Annotated in this window: 13 protein-coding genes; 11 read left to right on the top strand and 2 right to left on the bottom strand. The window is 66.2% G+C overall.

Annotated features, from left to right (window positions below):
* Positions 1 to 5: 5 nt before the first annotated feature.
* The 6 genes from sucD (at position 6) to lpdA (ending at position 8,060) form a co-directional block, all read left to right on the top strand.
* Positions 6 to 890, top strand: coding sequence for a succinate--CoA ligase subunit alpha (gene sucD, locus AC3WMA_RS09180; protein WP_492285081.1), 885 nt, complete (start codon positions 6 to 8; stop codon positions 888 to 890).
* 181 nt (positions 891 to 1,071) lie between these two features.
* Entirely contained in the window at positions 1,072 to 4,029 is a 2,958-nt protein-coding gene (locus AC3WMA_RS09175) for a 2-oxoglutarate dehydrogenase E1 component (RefSeq protein WP_492285080.1), read from the top strand.
* Positions 4,030 to 4,136: 107 nt separating this feature from the next.
* A complete protein-coding gene (gene odhB / locus AC3WMA_RS09170; RefSeq protein WP_492285079.1) occupies positions 4,137 to 5,366 on the top strand; it encodes a 2-oxoglutarate dehydrogenase complex dihydrolipoyllysine-residue succinyltransferase in 1,230 nt (409 codons plus the stop codon).
* A 10-nt stretch (positions 5,367 to 5,376) separates the two neighbouring features.
* Entirely contained in the window at positions 5,377 to 5,760 is a 384-nt protein-coding gene (locus tag AC3WMA_RS09165; RefSeq protein WP_492285078.1) for a hypothetical protein, read from the top strand.
* A gap of 115 nt (positions 5,761 to 5,875) precedes the next feature.
* Positions 5,876 to 6,619: an SDR family oxidoreductase gene (locus AC3WMA_RS09160; RefSeq protein WP_492285077.1), complete on the top strand. Its 744-nt coding sequence runs from the start codon at positions 5,876 to 5,878 to the stop codon at positions 6,617 to 6,619.
* 37 nt (positions 6,620 to 6,656) lie between these two features.
* Positions 6,657 to 8,060, top strand: a complete 1,404-nt coding sequence (gene lpdA / locus AC3WMA_RS09155) for a dihydrolipoyl dehydrogenase (protein ID WP_492285076.1) — start codon at positions 6,657 to 6,659, stop codon at positions 8,058 to 8,060.
* Positions 8,061 to 8,202: 142 nt separating this feature from the next.
* Here lpdA and folD read toward each other — a convergent pair whose 3' ends face one another.
* Positions 8,203 to 9,063: a bifunctional methylenetetrahydrofolate dehydrogenase/methenyltetrahydrofolate cyclohydrolase FolD gene (folD, locus tag AC3WMA_RS09150; protein WP_492285075.1), complete on the bottom strand. Its 861-nt coding sequence runs from the start codon at positions 9,061 to 9,063 to the stop codon at positions 8,203 to 8,205.
* A gap of 189 nt (positions 9,064 to 9,252) precedes the next feature.
* Here folD and AC3WMA_RS09145 point away from each other — a divergent pair, with 189 nt between their 5' ends.
* From AC3WMA_RS09145 to AC3WMA_RS09125, 5 genes are all read left to right on the top strand, one after another.
* Positions 9,253 to 10,578 (top strand): cytosine deaminase, encoded by a 1,326-nt coding sequence (locus AC3WMA_RS09145; RefSeq protein ID WP_492285074.1) that lies wholly within the window; start codon positions 9,253 to 9,255, stop codon positions 10,576 to 10,578.
* Positions 10,575 to 11,999: an FAD-binding oxidoreductase gene (locus tag AC3WMA_RS09140; protein ID WP_492285073.1), complete on the top strand. Its 1,425-nt coding sequence runs from the start codon at positions 10,575 to 10,577 to the stop codon at positions 11,997 to 11,999. Before AC3WMA_RS09145 ends, AC3WMA_RS09140 begins: the two co-directional genes overlap by 4 nt.
* Before the next feature lie 2 nt (positions 12,000 to 12,001).
* The gene (locus AC3WMA_RS09135; protein ID WP_492285072.1) at positions 12,002 to 12,583 is read left to right on the top strand and encodes an NAD(P)H-dependent oxidoreductase; all 582 of its coding nucleotides are present in this window, start codon (positions 12,002 to 12,004) and stop codon (positions 12,581 to 12,583) included.
* Between the two features lie 104 nt (positions 12,584 to 12,687).
* Positions 12,688 to 13,170 (top strand): MarR family winged helix-turn-helix transcriptional regulator, encoded by a 483-nt coding sequence (locus AC3WMA_RS09130; protein ID WP_492285071.1) that lies wholly within the window; start codon positions 12,688 to 12,690, stop codon positions 13,168 to 13,170.
* Positions 13,171 to 13,264: 94 nt separating this feature from the next.
* Positions 13,265 to 14,188: a DMT family transporter gene (locus AC3WMA_RS09125; protein WP_492285070.1), complete on the top strand. Its 924-nt coding sequence runs from the start codon at positions 13,265 to 13,267 to the stop codon at positions 14,186 to 14,188.
* Between the two features lie 210 nt (positions 14,189 to 14,398).
* On the opposite strand, the gene AC3WMA_RS09120 is transcribed toward AC3WMA_RS09125, so the two are convergent.
* Positions 14,399 to 16,357, bottom strand: coding sequence for a potassium transporter Kup (locus AC3WMA_RS09120; RefSeq protein WP_492285069.1), 1,959 nt, complete (start codon positions 16,355 to 16,357; stop codon positions 14,399 to 14,401).
* Positions 16,358 to 16,379: the final 22 nt, after the last annotated feature.

The raw sequence follows: 16,379 nt of genomic DNA, 5'->3' as shown, positions 1-16,379 counted from the left end.
CAGACATGTCCATCCTGATCGACAAGAACACCAAGGTCATCTGCCAGGGCTTCACCGGCAAGAACGGCACCTTCCACTCCGAGCAGGCGATCGCCTATGGCACGCAGATGGTCGGCGGCACCTCGCCGGGTAAGGGCGGCTCGCTCCATCTCGGCCTGCCCGTCTTCGACAGCGTGCACGAGGCCAAGGCCAAGACCGGCGCCACGGCGTCCGTCGTCTACGTGCCGCCTCCGGGCGCGGCCGATGCCATCTGCGAGGCGATTGATGCCGAGATCCCGCTCGTCATCTGCATCACCGAAGGCATCCCGGTGCTCGACATGGTCCGCGTCAAGCGTTCGCTGATCGGCTCCAAGACCCGCCTGATCGGGCCGAACTGCCCCGGTGTCGTCACCGCCGGCCAGTCGAAGATCGGCATCATGCCGGCGAACATCTTCAAGCCGGGCAATGTCGGCATCGTCTCGCGCTCGGGCACGCTGACCTATGAGGCGGTGTTCCAGACCACGAACGAGGGCCTCGGCCAGACCACGGCTGTCGGCATCGGCGGCGACCCGGTCAAGGGCACCGAGTTCATCGACATGCTCGAGATGTTCCTGGCCGACGACAAGACCGAGTCGATCGTCATGATCGGCGAGATCGGCGGCTCGGCCGAAGAGGACGCGGCGCAGTTCATCAAGGACGAGGCCAAGCGCGGCCGCAAGAAGCCGATGGTCGGCTTCATCGCCGGCCGCACGGCCCCTCCCGGCCGCCGCATGGGCCATGCCGGCGCGATCATCTCGGGCGGCAAGGGCGGCGCCGAGGACAAGATCGCCGCGATGGAAGCGGCCGGTATCCGGGTCTCGCCCTCGCCGGCGCGCCTTGGAAAGACCTTGGTCGAAGTGTTGAAGGGCTGAGGCCCAGACGCCTCTTCAGGGCGCGTCATGGTCGGGCTTGACCCGGCCATCTCGCCCCGGAGGAAGCTACGGCAAAACGGCAAGAGATGCCCGGGTAAAGCCCGGGCATGACGGCAAGTTAAAAGGATGTCCGGGCAAGGGTTCGGACATGGCTTAAGCGGCGAAGGAAGGCAGGAGCATCATGGCTCGCCAGGACATCAACGAGGCTCTCGCGCAGACCGGCTTCCTCTATGGCGGCAACGCCGCCTATATCGAGGATCTCTATGCCCGCTACGAAGCCGACCCCAAGTCGGTCGACGAGCAGTGGCAGAGCTTCTTCGGCGCGCTGAAGGACGACAAGGAATCCGTCCTGCAGAACGCCAAGGGCGCGTCCTGGAAGAAGCCGAACTGGCCGGTCGTCGCCAATGGCGAGCTGGTCTCGGCGCTGGACGGCAACTGGGCCGTCGTCGAGAAGGTGATCTCCGACAAGCTCGGCGCCAAGGCCAAGGCCGCCGGCACGGCGCTCTCCGCCGCCGACGTGCAGCAGGCGACCCGCGATTCCGTGCGCGCGATCATGCTGATCCGCGCCTACCGGATGCGCGGCCATCTCCATGCCAAGCTCGACCCGCTCGGCATCGAGAGCCGCACCGACCATGAGGAACTGTCGCCGGGCGCCTTCGGCTTCACCGACGCCGATCTCGACCGCAAGATCTTCATCGACAACGTGCTTGGCATGGAGTTCGCAACCATCCGCGAGATGGTCGCGGTGCTGCAGCGGACCTATTGCGGTACGGTCGGCATCGAGTTCATGCATATCTCCGACGCCGAGCAGAAGGCTTGGCTGCAGGAGCGCATCGAGGGGCCGGACAAGGAAATCGCCTTCACCCGCGAGGGCAAGCGCGCGATCGTCAACAAGCTCGTCGAGGCCGAAGGCTTCGAGAAGTTCCTCGACCTCAAGTTCACCGGCACCAAGCGTTTCGGCCTGGACGGCGGCGAGGCGCTGGTTCCGGCGCTGGAGCAGATCATCAAGCGTGGCGGCGCGCTCGGCGTGCGCGATATCGTCTTCGGCATGGCCCATCGCGGCCGCCTCAACGTGCTGACCCAGGTGCTGGGCAAGCCGCATCGCGCGCTCTTCCACGAGTTCAAGGGCGGCTCCTTCGCGCCTGACGATGTCGAGGGCTCGGGCGACGTGAAGTACCATCTCGGTGCGTCGGCCGATCGCGAGTTCGACGGCAACAATGTCCACGTCTCGCTGACCGCCAACCCGTCGCATCTGGAGATCGTCGATCCCGTCGTGCTCGGCAAGGTGCGCGCCAAGCAGGACCAGTTCGGCGATATCGTCGAGCGCTCGAAGGTGCTGCCGCTGCTGATCCATGGCGACGCGGCTTTCGCCGGCCAGGGCGTCGTGGCGGAATGCCTGGGTCTCTCCGGGCTGAAGGGCCACCGCACCGGCGGCTCGCTGCATTTCATCATCAACAACCAGATCGGCTTCACCACCTATCCGCGCTATTCGCGCTCCTCGCCCTATCCGTCCGACGTGGCGAAGATGGTCGAGGCCCCGGTTTTCCATGTGAACGGCGACGATCCGGAGGCGGTGGTCTTCGCCGCCAAAGTCGCGATCGAGTTCCGGCAGAAGTTCCACAAGCCGGTCGTGATCGACATGTTCTGCTATCGCCGCTTCGGCCATAACGAAGGCGACGAGCCGGGCTTCACCCAGCCGCTGATGTACCGCAAGATCCGCGGCCACAAGTCGACGCTGGAGCTCTACGGCGCCAAGCTGGAGGCTGAGGGCGTGATCGCGGCCGGCGAGCTCGACGAGATGCGCGCCGCCTGGAAGGCACGCCTTGAGGTCGAGTTCGACGCCGGCCAGGCCTTCAAGCCGAACAAGGCGGACTGGCTCGACGGTCGCTGGGCCGGCATGAAGGCGATCCGCGCCGACGAGGACGATCCGCGCCGCGGCGCCACCGGCGTGCCGGCGGAGACGCTCAAGGAAATCACCGAGAAGATCACGGCGGTTCCGGCCGGCTTCAACGTCCACAAGACGATCCAGCGCTTCCTCGATAACCGCAAGAAGGCGGTCGAGGCCGGCGAGGGCATCGACTGGGCGACGGCTGAATCGCTGGCCTTCGGCTCGCTCCTGCTCGACGGCAATCCGGTCCGTCTCTCCGGCCAGGATTGCGAGCGCGGCACCTTCTCGCAGCGCCATTCGGTGCTGATCGATCAGGAGACGGAAGCCCGCCACACCTCGCTCAATCATATCCGCGAGGACCAGTCGCGCTACGAGGTCATCAACTCGATGCTCTCGGAAGAAGCCGTGCTCGGCTTCGAATACGGCTACACCCTGTCGGAGCCGAATGCGCTCACGATGTGGGAAGCGCAGTTCGGGGACTTCGCCAACGGCGCGCAGGTCGTGTTCGACCAGTTCATCTCGTCGGGCGAGCGCAAGTGGCTGCGCATGTCCGGCCTCGTCTGCCTGCTGCCGCATGGCTATGAGGGCCAGGGTCCGGAGCACTCCTCCGCTCGCCTGGAGCGCTTCTTGCAGATGTGCGCCGAGGACAACATGCAGGTGGCGAACTGCTCGACGCCCGCGAGCTATTTCCACATCCTGCGCCGCCAGCTGAAGCGCGACTTCCGCAAGCCGCTGATCCTGATGACGCCGAAGTCGTTGCTGCGCCACAAGCGCTGCATCTCCGACCTCGCCGACCTCGCCGAGGGCTCGACCTTCCACCGCGTGCTGGCCGACGATGCCGAGCGCGGCAAGTCGACCACCAAGCTGGTCAAGGACTCGAAGATCCGCCGCGTCGTGCTCTGCTCGGGCAAGGTCTATTTCGACCTGCTGGAGGAGCGCGAGAAGCGCGGCGTCGACGATGTCTACCTGATGCGCGTCGAGCAGCTCTATCCGTTCCCGCTGAAGACGCTGGCGCAGGAGCTGGCGCGCTTCAAGGGCGCCGACGTGGTGTGGTGCCAGGAAGAGCCGAAGAACATGGGCTCCTGGACCTTCGTCGAGCCCTATCTGGAATGGGTGCTCGGCCATGCCGGCTCGAAGTCGAAGCGTCCGCGCTATGTCGGCCGCCCGGCTTCGGCCGCGACCGCGACCGGCCTGATGTCCAAGCATCTCGCCCAGCTCAACGCCTTCCTCGACGAGGCCTTCGCGGCCTGACGACCTTCCCGGCGGCGCGTTAAGCGCGCTGCCGGATTTCATTGCTGCATCGGCGCCCTAGCCGGTGCCGAACCTGCCGCCAGAGAACGAGACAACAGAGGCCTGACATGGCGACCGAAATCCGCGTACCCACCCTCGGCGAATCCGTTTCCGAGGCCACCATCGGCAAGTGGTTCAAGAAGCCGGGCGAGGCGGTGAAGGCCGACGAGCCCCTGGTCGAGCTCGAGACCGACAAGGTGACGCTGGAAGTCAACGCGCCGGCCGCCGGCGTGCTCGGCGAGATCGTTGCCAAAGAAGGCGACACGGTCGGCGTCAGCGCCCTGCTCGGTACGATCGCCGAAGGCGGCGCTGCTGCCGCTGCGCCTGCTCCGAAGGCCGAGGCCAAGCCTGCCGCTACTCCGGCTCCTGCCGCCGAGGCTCCGAAGGCCGCCGCGACCAAGGCCGCCGATTCCGGCCCGGCCGTCTCGCGCCTCGCCGCCGAGAGCGGTGTCGACCCGTCCAAGGTCGCAGCCTCGGGCAAGGATGGCCGCGTGACCAAGGGCGACATGCTCGCCGCGATCGCGACCGGTGGCGCTGCCGCCCCGGCCGCCGCGCCTGCGCCAGTTGCCATCCGCGCCCCGTCGGCGCCGGATGACGGCGCCCGCGAAGAGCGCGTCAAGATGACCAAGCTGCGCCAGACCATCGCGCGCCGCCTGAAGGAAGCCCAGTCCAACGCGGCGATGCTGACGACCTTCAACGAGGTCGACATGTCCGGCGTGATGGCGCTGCGCAACCAGTACAAGGACGTGTTCGAGAAGAAGCACGGCGTGAAGCTCGGCTTCATGGGCTTCTTCGTGAAGGCCTGCGTGCAGGCGCTGAAGGAGATCCCGGCGGTCAATGCCGAGATCGACGGCACCGACATCATCTACAAGAACTATTACCATATCGGCGTCGCCGTCGGCACCGAGAAGGGCCTGGTGGTTCCGGTCGTGCGCGATGCGGACGAGCTTTCGATCGCCGGCGTCGAGAAGAAGATCGGCGAGTTCGGCAAGAAGGCCCGCGACGGCAAGCTCTCGATCGAGGAGATGCAGGGCGGCACCTTCACCATCTCGAATGGCGGCGTCTACGGCTCGCTGATGTCGACCCCGATCCTGAACGCGCCGCAGTCCGCGATCCTGGGCATGCACAAGATCCAGGAGCGTCCGGTCGTCGTGAACGGCAAGATCGAGATCCGCCCGATGATGTATCTCGCGGTCAGCTACGACCACCGCATCATCGACGGCAAGGAAGCCGTGACCTTCCTCGTTCGCATCAAGGAAGGCCTGGAGGACCCGGCGCGCCTCGTCCTCGATCTCTGAGAATGCCGCAATGGCGGTTCCGGCAAAACTCGTCGTCATCGGTCTTGTCGTCGCCGGCATCATAAACCTGTTGCCGACTATCGGTGTCGCCGGGGTCGGCCGGTTGCAAGCGCTCTATGGTTTCGAGATCGCCAATCCCGATCTCGAAATCCTGCTGCGGCATCGCGCGGTCCTGTTCGGCATCGTCGGTGTGCTGTTGCTTGCGGCCGCGCTCCTCTCGGAGTTGCGCGATGTGGCTGCGCTCGTCGCAGCCGCAAGCATGGCCAGCTTCATCATTGTCGCGCTTATCGTCGGCAATTACGGCCCGGCGATCAGCAAGATCATGATCGCCGACATCATCGGGCTTCTGGCCCTCGTGCCCACGGCACTGGCGCGTTCGCGCCGCTGCGCCTGAAACCGGGATAGTCAAACCATGTCCCACGATCTCGGCAACATCGGAACCGGTCTCGGCGTCTATGCCGGCGCCATCCGTGCCGCCGTGATCGATTTCTGACTGCGCGGGAGGGGACGTGTCGGGCGTTGCGATCGTCACGGGTGGCAGCCGCGGGATAGGCCGGGCGACCGCGATCCTGCTCGCGGAGCGCGGCTACGATCTCGTCGTCAACTACCAGTCCAATGCCGAAGCTGCGGCCGAGACGGTCGCGGCCGTGCTCCGGCAGGGCAGGCAGGCCGTGGCGGTCAAGGGCGATGTCGGCAATGAGGCCGATGTTGCAGCGATCTTCGCGGCAGCGGACAAGTTCGGGCAACTGACGGCACTGGTCAATAATGCCGGCGTCATCGATGCCCCGCAGCGCCTCGACGAGATGGACCTCGCGCGGCTGGACCGGATGTTCCGGATCAACCTGACCGGCAGCTTCCTCTGCGCCCGCGAGGCGGTGAAGCGGATGTCGACCCACCATGGCGGGCAGGGCGGCGGCATCGTCAACCTGTCCTCCGCCGCGGCGGTGCTGGCCGGCGCGGGGCAATATCTCGACTACGCCGCAGCAAAAGCCGGCATCGACATCTTCACTCTTGGCTTGGCCCGCGAGGTTGCCGCCGAGGGCATTCGGGTCAATGCCGTCCGGCCCGGCATCATCGATACGGAGATCCATGCTAGCGGCGGCATGCCCGATCGCGTCGCTGCCTTGCGCGACCAGCTTCCGATGAAGCGCGAGGGCACCGCGCGCGAGGTGGCGCAGGCGATCGCCTGGCTGCTCTCGGATGAGGCCTCCTACACCAACGGAACCGTCTTGAACGTGACCGGCGGGCGCTGAAGCGCCGCCGCATTCGAACACAGGAAAGGAAATCACCATGGCTGCGGCCTACGATCTCGTCGTCATCGGAACCGGCCCCGGCGGCTATGTTTGCGCCATCCGCGCCGCCCAGCTCGGCCTCAAGGTCGCGGTGGTCGAGAAGCGCAAGACTCATGGCGGCACCTGCCTCAATGTCGGCTGCATCCCGTCCAAGGCGCTGCTGCACGCTTCCGAGATGTTCGAGGAAGCCGGCCACACCTTCGAGAAGCTCGGCATCGTCGTCGGCAAGCCGAAGCTCGACCTCAAGGCGATGATGGCCCACAAGCAGGAGACGATCGACGCCAACGTCACCGGCGTCGGCTTCCTGCTGAAGAAGAACAAGATCGACGCCTTCCACGGCACCGCCTCGATCCCCGCCGCCGGCAAGGTCGTCGTGACCGCCGAGGACGGGAAGACGCAGGAGATCGAGACCAAGAACATCGTCATCGCGACGGGCTCGGAATCGGCGCCGCTGCCGGGCGTGACCGTCGATGAGAAGACGGTGGTGACCTCGACCGGCGCGCTCGAGATCGGCTCCGTGCCGAAGGAACTCGTCGTGGTCGGCGCCGGCGTGATCGGCCTCGAGATCGGCTCGGTCTGGAGCCGCCTCGGCGCCAAGGTCACCGTCGTCGAGTTCCTCGACCGCATCCTGCCCGGCATGGACGGCGAGGTCGCCAAGCAGTTCCAGCGCATCCTGGAGAAGCAGGGCTTCATCTTCCAGCTGGGATCCAAGGTCACCAAGGTCGAGACGGGCAAGAAGGGCGCGACCGTCACCGTCGAGCCCGCCGCCGGCGGCGAGGCCAAGACGCTCAATGCCGATATCGTGCTGGTCGCGATCGGCCGCCGTCCGAACACGGATGGCCTCGGCCTCGACAAGGCCGGCGTCGCGACTGAGCGCGGCCGCGTCGTCATCGACGATCATTTCAAGACCAATGTCGCCGGCATCTATGCGATCGGCGACGTGGTGCGAGGGCCGATGCTGGCGCACAAGGCCGAGGACGAGGGCGTCGCGGTCGCCGAGATCATCGCCGGCAAGCACGGCCATGTGAACTACGACGCCATCCCCGGCATCGTCTACACCGCGCCGGAAGTCGCCGCGATCGGCAAGACCGAGGAAGAGCTCAAGGCGGCCGGTGTCGCCTACAAGGTCGGCAAGTTCCCGTTCACGGCGAATGGCCGCGCCCGCGCCATGCGCCACACGGACGGCTTCGTGAAGGTGCTGGCCGATGCCGAGACCGACCGCGTGCTCGGCTGCCACATCATCGGCCCGCATGCCGGCGACCTGATCGCCGAAGTGACCGTGCTGATGGAGTTCGGCGGCTCCTCGGAAGACCTCGCCCGCACCTGCCACGCGCATCCGACGCTGGCCGAGGCCGTGAAGGAAGCCGCGATGGCCGTAGAGAAGCGCCAGATCCATATGTGATCGGGCTGGCGGGCCGTGCCTCTGGTGCGGCCCTGCTGCAAGAATGAAAAAAGGAGCTGCAGTCCTGCAGCTCCTTTTTTCATTCGAGGACCAACTGATGGAAAAATCGGACCGCTTGTAGCGGCCTCGCTGGCTGCTGAGCTCAGCCGCGCCGCGCGTGGAACGCCGTCAGCGTGTTCTTGAGCAGGCAAGCGATGGTCATCGGGCCGACGCCGCCGGGGACCGGGGTGATCGCGCCCGCGACCTGCACGGCCTCCGCGAAATCGACGTCGCCGGTCAGCTTGCCGTCCGGCAGGCGGTTGATGCCGACATCGATCACGGTCGCGCCGGGCTTGATCCAGTCGCCCTTGACCATGCGCGGGCGGCCGACGGCGGCGATGACGATATCGGCGCGCTTCACCGCGGCAGCCAGGTCACGCGTGCGCGAATGGGCGATGGTGACGGTGCAATCGGCCTGGAGCAGGAGCTGCGCGACCGGACGGCCGACCAGCTCGGAGCGGCCGATCACCACGGCGTCGAGGCCCGACAGCGAAGGCAGGGCCTGCTTCAGCAAGAGCATGCAGCCCAGCGGCGTGCAGGGCACGAGGCCGTTCTTGCCGCCGGCGAGCAGGCCGGCATTGATCGGGTGCAGGCCGTCGACATCCTTGGCGGGGTCGATGGCGTCGATGATGCGGCCGGTATTGATGTGCTTCGGCAGCGGAAGCTGCACGAGGATACCGTCGACGGCATCATCGGCGTTGAGCTCGGCAAGCTTGGCGAGAAGCTCGGCCTCGGTCGTCTCGGCCGGCAGCCGGTGGGCGACCGAGTTCATGCCGATCTCGACCGCGAGCTTCTCCTTCGAGGCGACATAGACCTTGCTGGCCGGGTCCTCGCCGACAAGGACGACATGGAGGCCGGGCACGATACCTCGCGCCGCCTTGATCGCCGCGACCTCGCGGCCGATCTCGGCCCTGAGCGCGGCCGCGGTGGCCTTGCCGTCGATGATGCGGGCGTCGCCGGTCATGGTCCGACCTCATGTTGGCTGATGACGCCGCCCTCATGCGCGATCCGGCCCGCAGGAACAAGCCCGAATGCACGGCTTTCCCGGCTGCGACGCCATCAGCAGGGGAGGAGGGGTCGGTGCGGCTTGCAGCTGTTCCATCCGCCCGGTATCTCCGAACCGGAGCTTGAGAGGCAGCAGAGGCGAAACAACGTGACGACCGGTTTCGCCCGCCTGCCCGATGCGCCTGCCTTTCGCCTGACAGACCTGCGCGTGCCCTTATGCCTGATCGAGGGCATCGATATCCCGGCTGACCGCAATGGGCTGGCGCGTGTCGATCTTGCGATCGCCGATGGCCGCGTGGCCGCGATCGAGCCTGCCGGAACGTCAGTCGCTGGGGCCGGAGCTGTTTTGAGCCTCGATGGTGGCATCGTGCTGCCGCGGCTCGTCGATTGCCATGTGCATCTCGACAAGGGCCATATCTGGCCGCGCAGTCCCAATCCGGACGGCACCTTTCCGGGAGCATTGAATACCGTCGGCGCCGATCGCGAGGCGAACTGGTCGGCTCAGGATGTGCGGGCACGCATGGATTTCTCGCTGCGCTGCGCCTTCGCGCATGGCACGGCGGCGATGCGGACGCATCTCGATTCGCTGGGCAAGCAGATCGGCATCTCCTGGCCGGTCTATGCGGAACTGCGGGCGGAATGGGCCGGGCGCATCGCGCTCCAGGCCTCACCGCTCTTCGGAGCCGACGCTGCGCTCGACCCCGCGCATATGCAGGCGATCGTCGCCGCCGTGAAGGCGCATGGAGACGGGCTGCTCGGCTGCGTGACCTACATGATCCCCGAGCTCGACCGGGCGCTCGACATCCTGTTCCGGGCGGCGATCGAGAACGGCTTCGATCTCGATTTCCATGTCGACGAGACCAACGATCCGGCGGCACGCTCGCTGGAGCACATCGCGGACGCGGCCCTGCGCCATCGCTTCACCGGCCGCATCCTGTGCGGGCATTGCTGTTCCCTGGCGCTTCAGACGCCGGAGGACGAGGCGCGCATCATCGCCAAGGTCCGCGAGGCCGGCATCGCCGTGGTCTCGCTGCCGCTGTGCAACATGTACCTGCAGGATCGCCAGCCCGGTCGCACGCCGCGTTGGCGCGGGGTCACGGCGCTGCATGAATTGAAGGCGGCCGGCGTGCCGGTGATGATCGCTTCCGACAACACGCGCGACCCGTTCTACGCCTATGGCGATCTCGATCTCGTCGAGGTGCTGCGTGAGGGCACGCGCATTCTCCAGCTCGACCATTCCGGGCTGGACTGGGCCAATGCGGTGGCGCGTACGCCGGCCGAGACGATGGGCATCGAAGCCGGCGTCATCACTGTGGGCGCACCGGCCGATCTCATCCTGACGCGGGCGCGCGACTGGACCGAACTCTTCTCCCGGCCGCAGGCCGACCGCACCGTGCTGGTTTCCGGCCAAGCGATCGACCGGACCTTGCCGGATTACCGCGAACTCGACCATCTGATGGGCAGAGCATCATGACCGCACGCTACGACATCGCCACGCTGAAAAGCCGCATCGGTGGCATCCGCACCGAGGAGAACCCGGCGCTGGTCAAGCAGAAGAGCCGCGACTTCTTCTGGTATTCGCCGATCCTGAAGCGCCAGCTCGATCATGTCGTGGCCGATATCGTGGTCTCGCCGACGAGCGAGGCGGAGGTGGTGCAGGTGCTCGCCGCCTGCCACGAACTCGGCATTCCCGTGACGCCGCGCGGCACCGGCACCGGCAATTACGGCCAGGCGATGCCGCTCTCGGGCGGCGTGCTGCTCGATCTCTCCGGCTTCAACAAGGTCAAGGAGATCGCCGCCGGCCGCTATGTCGCTGAGCCCGGCGCGATCATGGCCCGGATCGACGACGAGACGCGGGCGCATTCGCGGCAGGAACTGCGCCTGCATCCCTCGACCTACCAGACGGCCTCGATCGGCGGCTTCATCGCTGGCGGTTCGGGCGGCGTCGGCTCGATCAAATGGGGCGGCTTGCGCGACTGGGGCAACATCATCCGGCTCAAGGTCGCGACGATGGAGGCAAGCCCGCGCATCCTCGAATTCTCGGGCGAGGACCTGCACAAGGTCGCCCATGCCTATGGCACCAACGGCATCATCACCGAGGTCGAGATGCCGCTCGGCCCGGCCTACAATTGGGTCGATGTCATCGTCGGCTTCGAGGACCTGCGGGCTGCGACCGAATTCGCCAATGCGGTCGGCGAGCAGGACGGGCTGGCGCTGAAGAACCTCTGCGTCGTCGCTGCTCCGGCCCCGCATGACTACTTCCTGCGCCATCGCAAGTTCCTGCCGCGCGACAGTCATCTCGTCATCGTCATGGCCGCCGATTTCGCGGTCGACGCGCTTTGCGCCTATGCCCGGCGCTTCAAGGGCGCCGAGCTCTTGCTGCGCACCGACGGGCTCTCGCCCGAGGACGCCAAGGGCCTGCCGCCGGCCTATGAGCTTGGCTGGAACCACACGACGCTCAGGGCTTTGCGCGTCGATCCGGCGATCACCTATCTGCAGGTTCTCTATCCCTATCCCAACCAGGTCGATCTGGTGGACAAGATCCATGCCCGCTTCGGCGACGAGGTGACCTGCCATCTCGAATTCGTGCGCTTCGACGGGAAGATCACCTGTTTCGGCCTGCCGCTGGTGCGCTTCACCACGGAGGAACGACTGGAGGAGATCATGGCGATCCACGAGGAGATGGGCGCGCCGATCTTCAACCCGCATCGCTACACGCTGGAGGAGGGCGGCATGAAGCAGACCGACGAGACGCAGCTCGCCTTCAAGCGCGAGGCCGATCCGCAAGGCCTGCTCAATCCCGGCAAGATGATCGCCTGGGAAGACCCGTCCTACGACTACCGCTCGGGCAAGACCTTCCTGTTCCGCAGCCTCAGCGAGGCCGGGGTCGGCTAAGGATGCGCGTTCTCGTCCTCTATGCCCATCCGGTGCCGGAAAGCTTCGGCGCCGCCATCCATGAGACGGTCGTCGCCAGCCTGAAGGCGGCGGGGCACGAGGTCGATGATTGCGATCTCTATGCCGATGGCTTCGACCCGGTGCTGAGCCGGGAGGAGCGGCGCGGCTATCACGACATCGCCAGCAACACATTGCCGGTTGCTGCCTATGTCGAGCGGGTGAAGCGGGCCGAGGCGCTGGTGCTGTGCTTCCCGGTCTGGAATTTCGGCTATCCCGCGATTCTCAAGGGTTTCCTCGACCGGGTCTTCCTGCCCGGCGTCTCGTTCAAGATGGTCGATGGCAAGGCACAGCCGGCTCTGCACAATATTCGCCGGCTCGTTGCGGTGACCAGCTATGGCGGTTCGCGCTGGCGCGCCTTCCTGATGGGTGACCCGCCGCGCAAGGCGGTCTGCCGGGCGTTGCGGGCGGTCTGCCATCCGTTGACGCGCACGACCTATCTCGCCCATCACGAGATGAATCTCTCGACTCCGACCAGCCGGGCCGCTTTCCTGAAAAAAGTCGCGGCGAAACTCACGCTCTCGTAGCTCTGACATATCAATGTCATCCGTCTGTCATGTTCGCGCGCGAATACGCAGCCGGCGAAGCGTCTTGCTTATCCGTCCAAGGATCGGCCCGAAGGATCGACCCCATGACCAAGGCAATCGAGAAGAGTGTCGGCCGTGCCCTGCTCGTCACCGCGCGGCTGCATCGCTCGCGGATGGGCGAGAGGCTGAACGGGCTGGGTTTGTTTCCGGGGCAGGAGCAGGCACTGAAGGCGCTGCAGCCGGCCCCGATGACGATGGGTGAGCTCGCGGCGCTGCTGCGCGTCAAGCCGCCGACCGTGTCGAAGACGATCGGGCGGCTCTCGCTGCAAGGCCTCGTCACCCGCGAGGGCGGCAATCGAGACGGGCGGCTCGTGCAGGTCGCGCTGACCGAAGCGGGCCAGAGCACCGCGGCCGAGCTTGATGCGGTCTGGAACGAGGTCGAGGAAGAGCTGCTCGACAAGCTCGACGGCAAGGAGCGCAAGCAGTTGCGCAAGCTCCTGCGCAAGGCGGCCAAGGGCCTCTCCAAGGCCGGCGCCGAGAATGACGATCCCGATACCGATCTCGACGAGGCCGACAGCGACGCCTGATTTCCGCATGGAGCGCATGCTCCAATGTGCTGGCGGCACTGCTTAAATCGGTTCAATCTGCTCTCGTCATTCCTCCAGAGCATGGCGAGACTCTGTGTCCTCCCCTCCAGTGGCGCCTTCCGAGACGGGCCGCACGCGCATGGCCGCGATCGGCCTGATGTGCGCGGCCGTGCTGCTGTTCTCGCTGCTCGATACCAGCGCGAAATGGCTGGGCCAGTCGATGAACCCGCTGCAGGTGGTGTTCGCGCGCTATGCCGGCAGCATGATCCTGGTGCTGGCCGTCATCAATCCGTGGACGCGCCCCGGTGTGTTGCGCACCAGCCGCCCCTGGCTGCAATGGGGCCGCTCGCTGCTGCTGCTCGGCTCGACCGCGCTGAACTTCGTGGCGCTGCGCTATCTCCAGCTCGCCGAGACGATCTCGATCATGTTCGCGACGCCCCTGCTGGTGGCGCTGGCCTCGGGGCCGCTGCTCGGCGAGTGGCCGGGGCCGCGGCGGCTGGCAGCGATCGGCGTCGGCTTCATCGGCGTGTTGGTGGTGACGCGGCCGGGGATCGGCGGCATGCATCCGGCGGCCTTGCTGATTGTGCTCGGCTGCCTGTGCTACGCCTTCTACTCGCTCTCGACCCGGATGCTCTCCGGCCATGATTCATCGGAAACGACGATGATCTATTCGGGCGCGGCGGGGACGCTGGCGACGATCCCGCTCTTGCCCTGGGTCTGGGATACGCCGCAGACCCTGCTGCCCTGGCTGCTGATGATCGCGGTCGGCGCGCTCGGCGGCTTCGGCCACTGGCTGCTGATCCTGGCGCATCGGCTGGCGCCGGCGACGGTGCTGGCGCCCTTCATCTATTCGCAGATCATCTGGATGCTGCTGCTCGGCTGGCTCGTCTTCGACCAGCTGCCGGACCGCTGGACCTTCGTCGGCGCCGGCATCGTGATCTCGTCCGGGCTCTACCTGCTCTATCGCGAGCGGGTGCAGCATGTGCCGAAGGAAGCGGCTTCGGCACGGCTCGATTGAGAGACTACTCGGCAATTCTACTGCGGCGGTCGACTGACGGCGCTTTCTGCGCTTCCGGTGCTCACGTACCGTAGTACGCTCCGCTCCGGTTCTCGAAAGCACCGCCATTCGACTCTCCGCAGCGACTTGCCAAGCAGTCTCTGCGGCGCGCTATTCGTTTCCTCCGAGGTGATTGCTTGGCATCGCCTCAGAATGACGACACGATCCGCGTCAGACCGTGACCTGCGTGCCGACCTCGACGACGCGGCCGGTCGGGATCTGGAAGAAGTCTGTCGCGTCCGTCGCGCTCTTGGTCAGGCCGATGAAGAGATTGTCCTGCCACATCGGCATGCCCGATTGCGGCGAGGCCTTGATCGAGCGGCGCGACAGGAAGAACGAGGTCGACATGATGTCGAACTTGAAGCCCTGCTTGCGCAGCATGGCCAGGCCCTTCGGCACGTTCGGGCTTTCCATGTAGCCGTAGACCATGTCGACCCGCCAGAAATCGTCGGTGATGCGGGCCAGGCGCACCCGCTCCTCCTCGACGACGCGGGGCGTGTCCGCCGAGCGCACGGTCAGGACGACGTTGCGCTCGTGCAGGACCTTGTTGTGCTTGAGGTTGTGCAGCAGCGAGGCCGGCGCCGTCTCAGGGTCGCTGGTCAGGAACACGGCCATGCCCTTGACGCGGGCGGGCGGGCTTTTCGAAAGCATGGTGACGAGCTCGAGCAGCGGCACGTCGGTCTTGCGGGTCTTGTCGAACAGGATCTTGGTGCCGCGCATCCAGGTCCACATCACCAGCGTCAGGCCCATGGCGAGCAGAACCGGCACGTAGCCGCCGTGGAGCAGCTTCAGCATGTTGGCCGAGAAGAAGGCCATGTCGACGAGGAGGAAGGGCAGGATGAGCGCTGCGGTCGCCAGCGGGCTCCAGCCCCAGTGGCGGCGGATGACGATGGCGGCCAACATCGACGAGACCACCATCGTGCCGAAGACCGAGATGCCATAGGCATGCGACAGGCTGGACGAGGTCCGGAACGACCAGACCAGGATCAGCACGACGACGAGCAGCAACAGGTTGACGCGCGGCACATAGATCTGGCCGGAGGTCTGCTCGGAGGTGTGGCGGATCTCCATGCGCGGCAGCAGGCCGAGCTGGATCGCCTGCCGGGTCAGCGAGAAGGCGCCGGTGATGACCGACTGGCTGGCGATGATGGTCGCGACCGTCGCCATGATGACGAAGGGCAGCAGCAGGCCCTGCGGCGCGAGGCGGTAGAAGGGATTGTCGATCGCGCTGGGGTCGGAGAGGATCAGCGCGCCCTGGCCGAGATAGTTGAGCCACAAGGCGGGGAAGACGATGTAGAGCCAGGCGCCGCGGATCGGGCCGCGGCCGAAATGGCCCATGTCGGCATAGAGCGCCTCGGCGCCGGTCACTGCGAGACAGACCGAGCCGAGCACGGCCAGCGAGACGCCGGCATGGTCGCGGAAGAAGAGCAGCGCGTACCAGGGGTTGATCGAGCGGAAGACGCTGAGATCGTCGGCGATATGGTAGATGCCGAGCCCGGCCAGTGTCAGGAACCAGACCAGCATGATCGGGCCGAAGAAGGTCGCGACGCGGTGGGTACCGTGGCTCTGCATCACGAACAGGCCGATCAGGATCACCGAGGCGATCCAGAGGATGTAATCGTTGAGCACCGGGGTGACGAGCTTGATGCCTTCGATCGCCGAGAGCACGGAGATCGCTGGGGTGATGACCGTATCGCCGTAGAACAGGCCGGCGCCGATCATGCCCAGCAGCAGGGCGACATGACTGCGGGCGCGGCCGAGGCTGCGCTGGGCGAGCGCGACGAGGGTGAGGATGCCGCCTTCACCGTTATTGTCGGCGCGCATCAGCAGCACGACATATTTCAGCGTGACGACGATGACGAGCGACCAGAGGATCAGCGAGAGCACACCGATGACGACGGAGGCCGGCACCGCGGCGGTGGTATCGCCGCCCGTCGCGGCGAGGATGGTCTCGCGCAGCGCGTAAAGCGGGCTGGTGCCGATATCGCCGTAGACGACGCCGAGCGCTCCGAGCGCGAGCGCCCCATAGCCCATCTTGCCATGACCGCTACTGTCGCCATGGCCGGCATCCATGCCGAAGCGTGAATCCTCCGGCCGGACGGTCGCAGGATTCGGGTTCTCATGCCCCATCAGGGATCTCCGCGCATGCTGC

The sequence above is a fragment of the Allobosea sp. FW305-C-101 genome, from assembly GCF_058783685.1.
This window is presented reverse-complemented; position numbering and strand designations above follow the sequence as displayed.

What these genes read in the sequence shown, in the direction of transcription:
- AC3WMA_RS09130 (WP_492285071.1), top strand. Translation starts at nt 12,688, where the DNA reads ATGACCAAGGCAATCGAGAAGAGTGTCGGCCGTGCCCTGCTCGTCACC.
- sucD (WP_492285081.1), top strand. Translation starts at nt 6, where the DNA reads ATGTCCATCCTGATCGACAAGAACACCAAGGTCATCTGCCAGGGCTTC.
- AC3WMA_RS09120 (WP_492285069.1), bottom strand. Translation starts at nt 16,357, where the DNA reads ATGGGGCATGAGAACCCGAATCCTGCGACCGTCCGGCCGGAGGATTCA.
- AC3WMA_RS09175 (WP_492285080.1), top strand. Translation starts at nt 1,072, where the DNA reads ATGGCTCGCCAGGACATCAACGAGGCTCTCGCGCAGACCGGCTTCCTC.
- AC3WMA_RS09140 (WP_492285073.1), top strand. Translation starts at nt 10,575, where the DNA reads ATGACCGCACGCTACGACATCGCCACGCTGAAAAGCCGCATCGGTGGC.
- lpdA (WP_492285076.1), top strand. Translation starts at nt 6,657, where the DNA reads ATGGCTGCGGCCTACGATCTCGTCGTCATCGGAACCGGCCCCGGCGGC.
- folD (WP_492285075.1), bottom strand. Translation starts at nt 9,063, where the DNA reads ATGACCGGCGACGCCCGCATCATCGACGGCAAGGCCACCGCGGCCGCG.
- AC3WMA_RS09165 (WP_492285078.1), top strand. Translation starts at nt 5,377, where the DNA reads ATGGCGGTTCCGGCAAAACTCGTCGTCATCGGTCTTGTCGTCGCCGGC.
- AC3WMA_RS09135 (WP_492285072.1), top strand. Translation starts at nt 12,002, where the DNA reads ATGCGCGTTCTCGTCCTCTATGCCCATCCGGTGCCGGAAAGCTTCGGC.
- odhB (WP_492285079.1), top strand. Translation starts at nt 4,137, where the DNA reads ATGGCGACCGAAATCCGCGTACCCACCCTCGGCGAATCCGTTTCCGAG.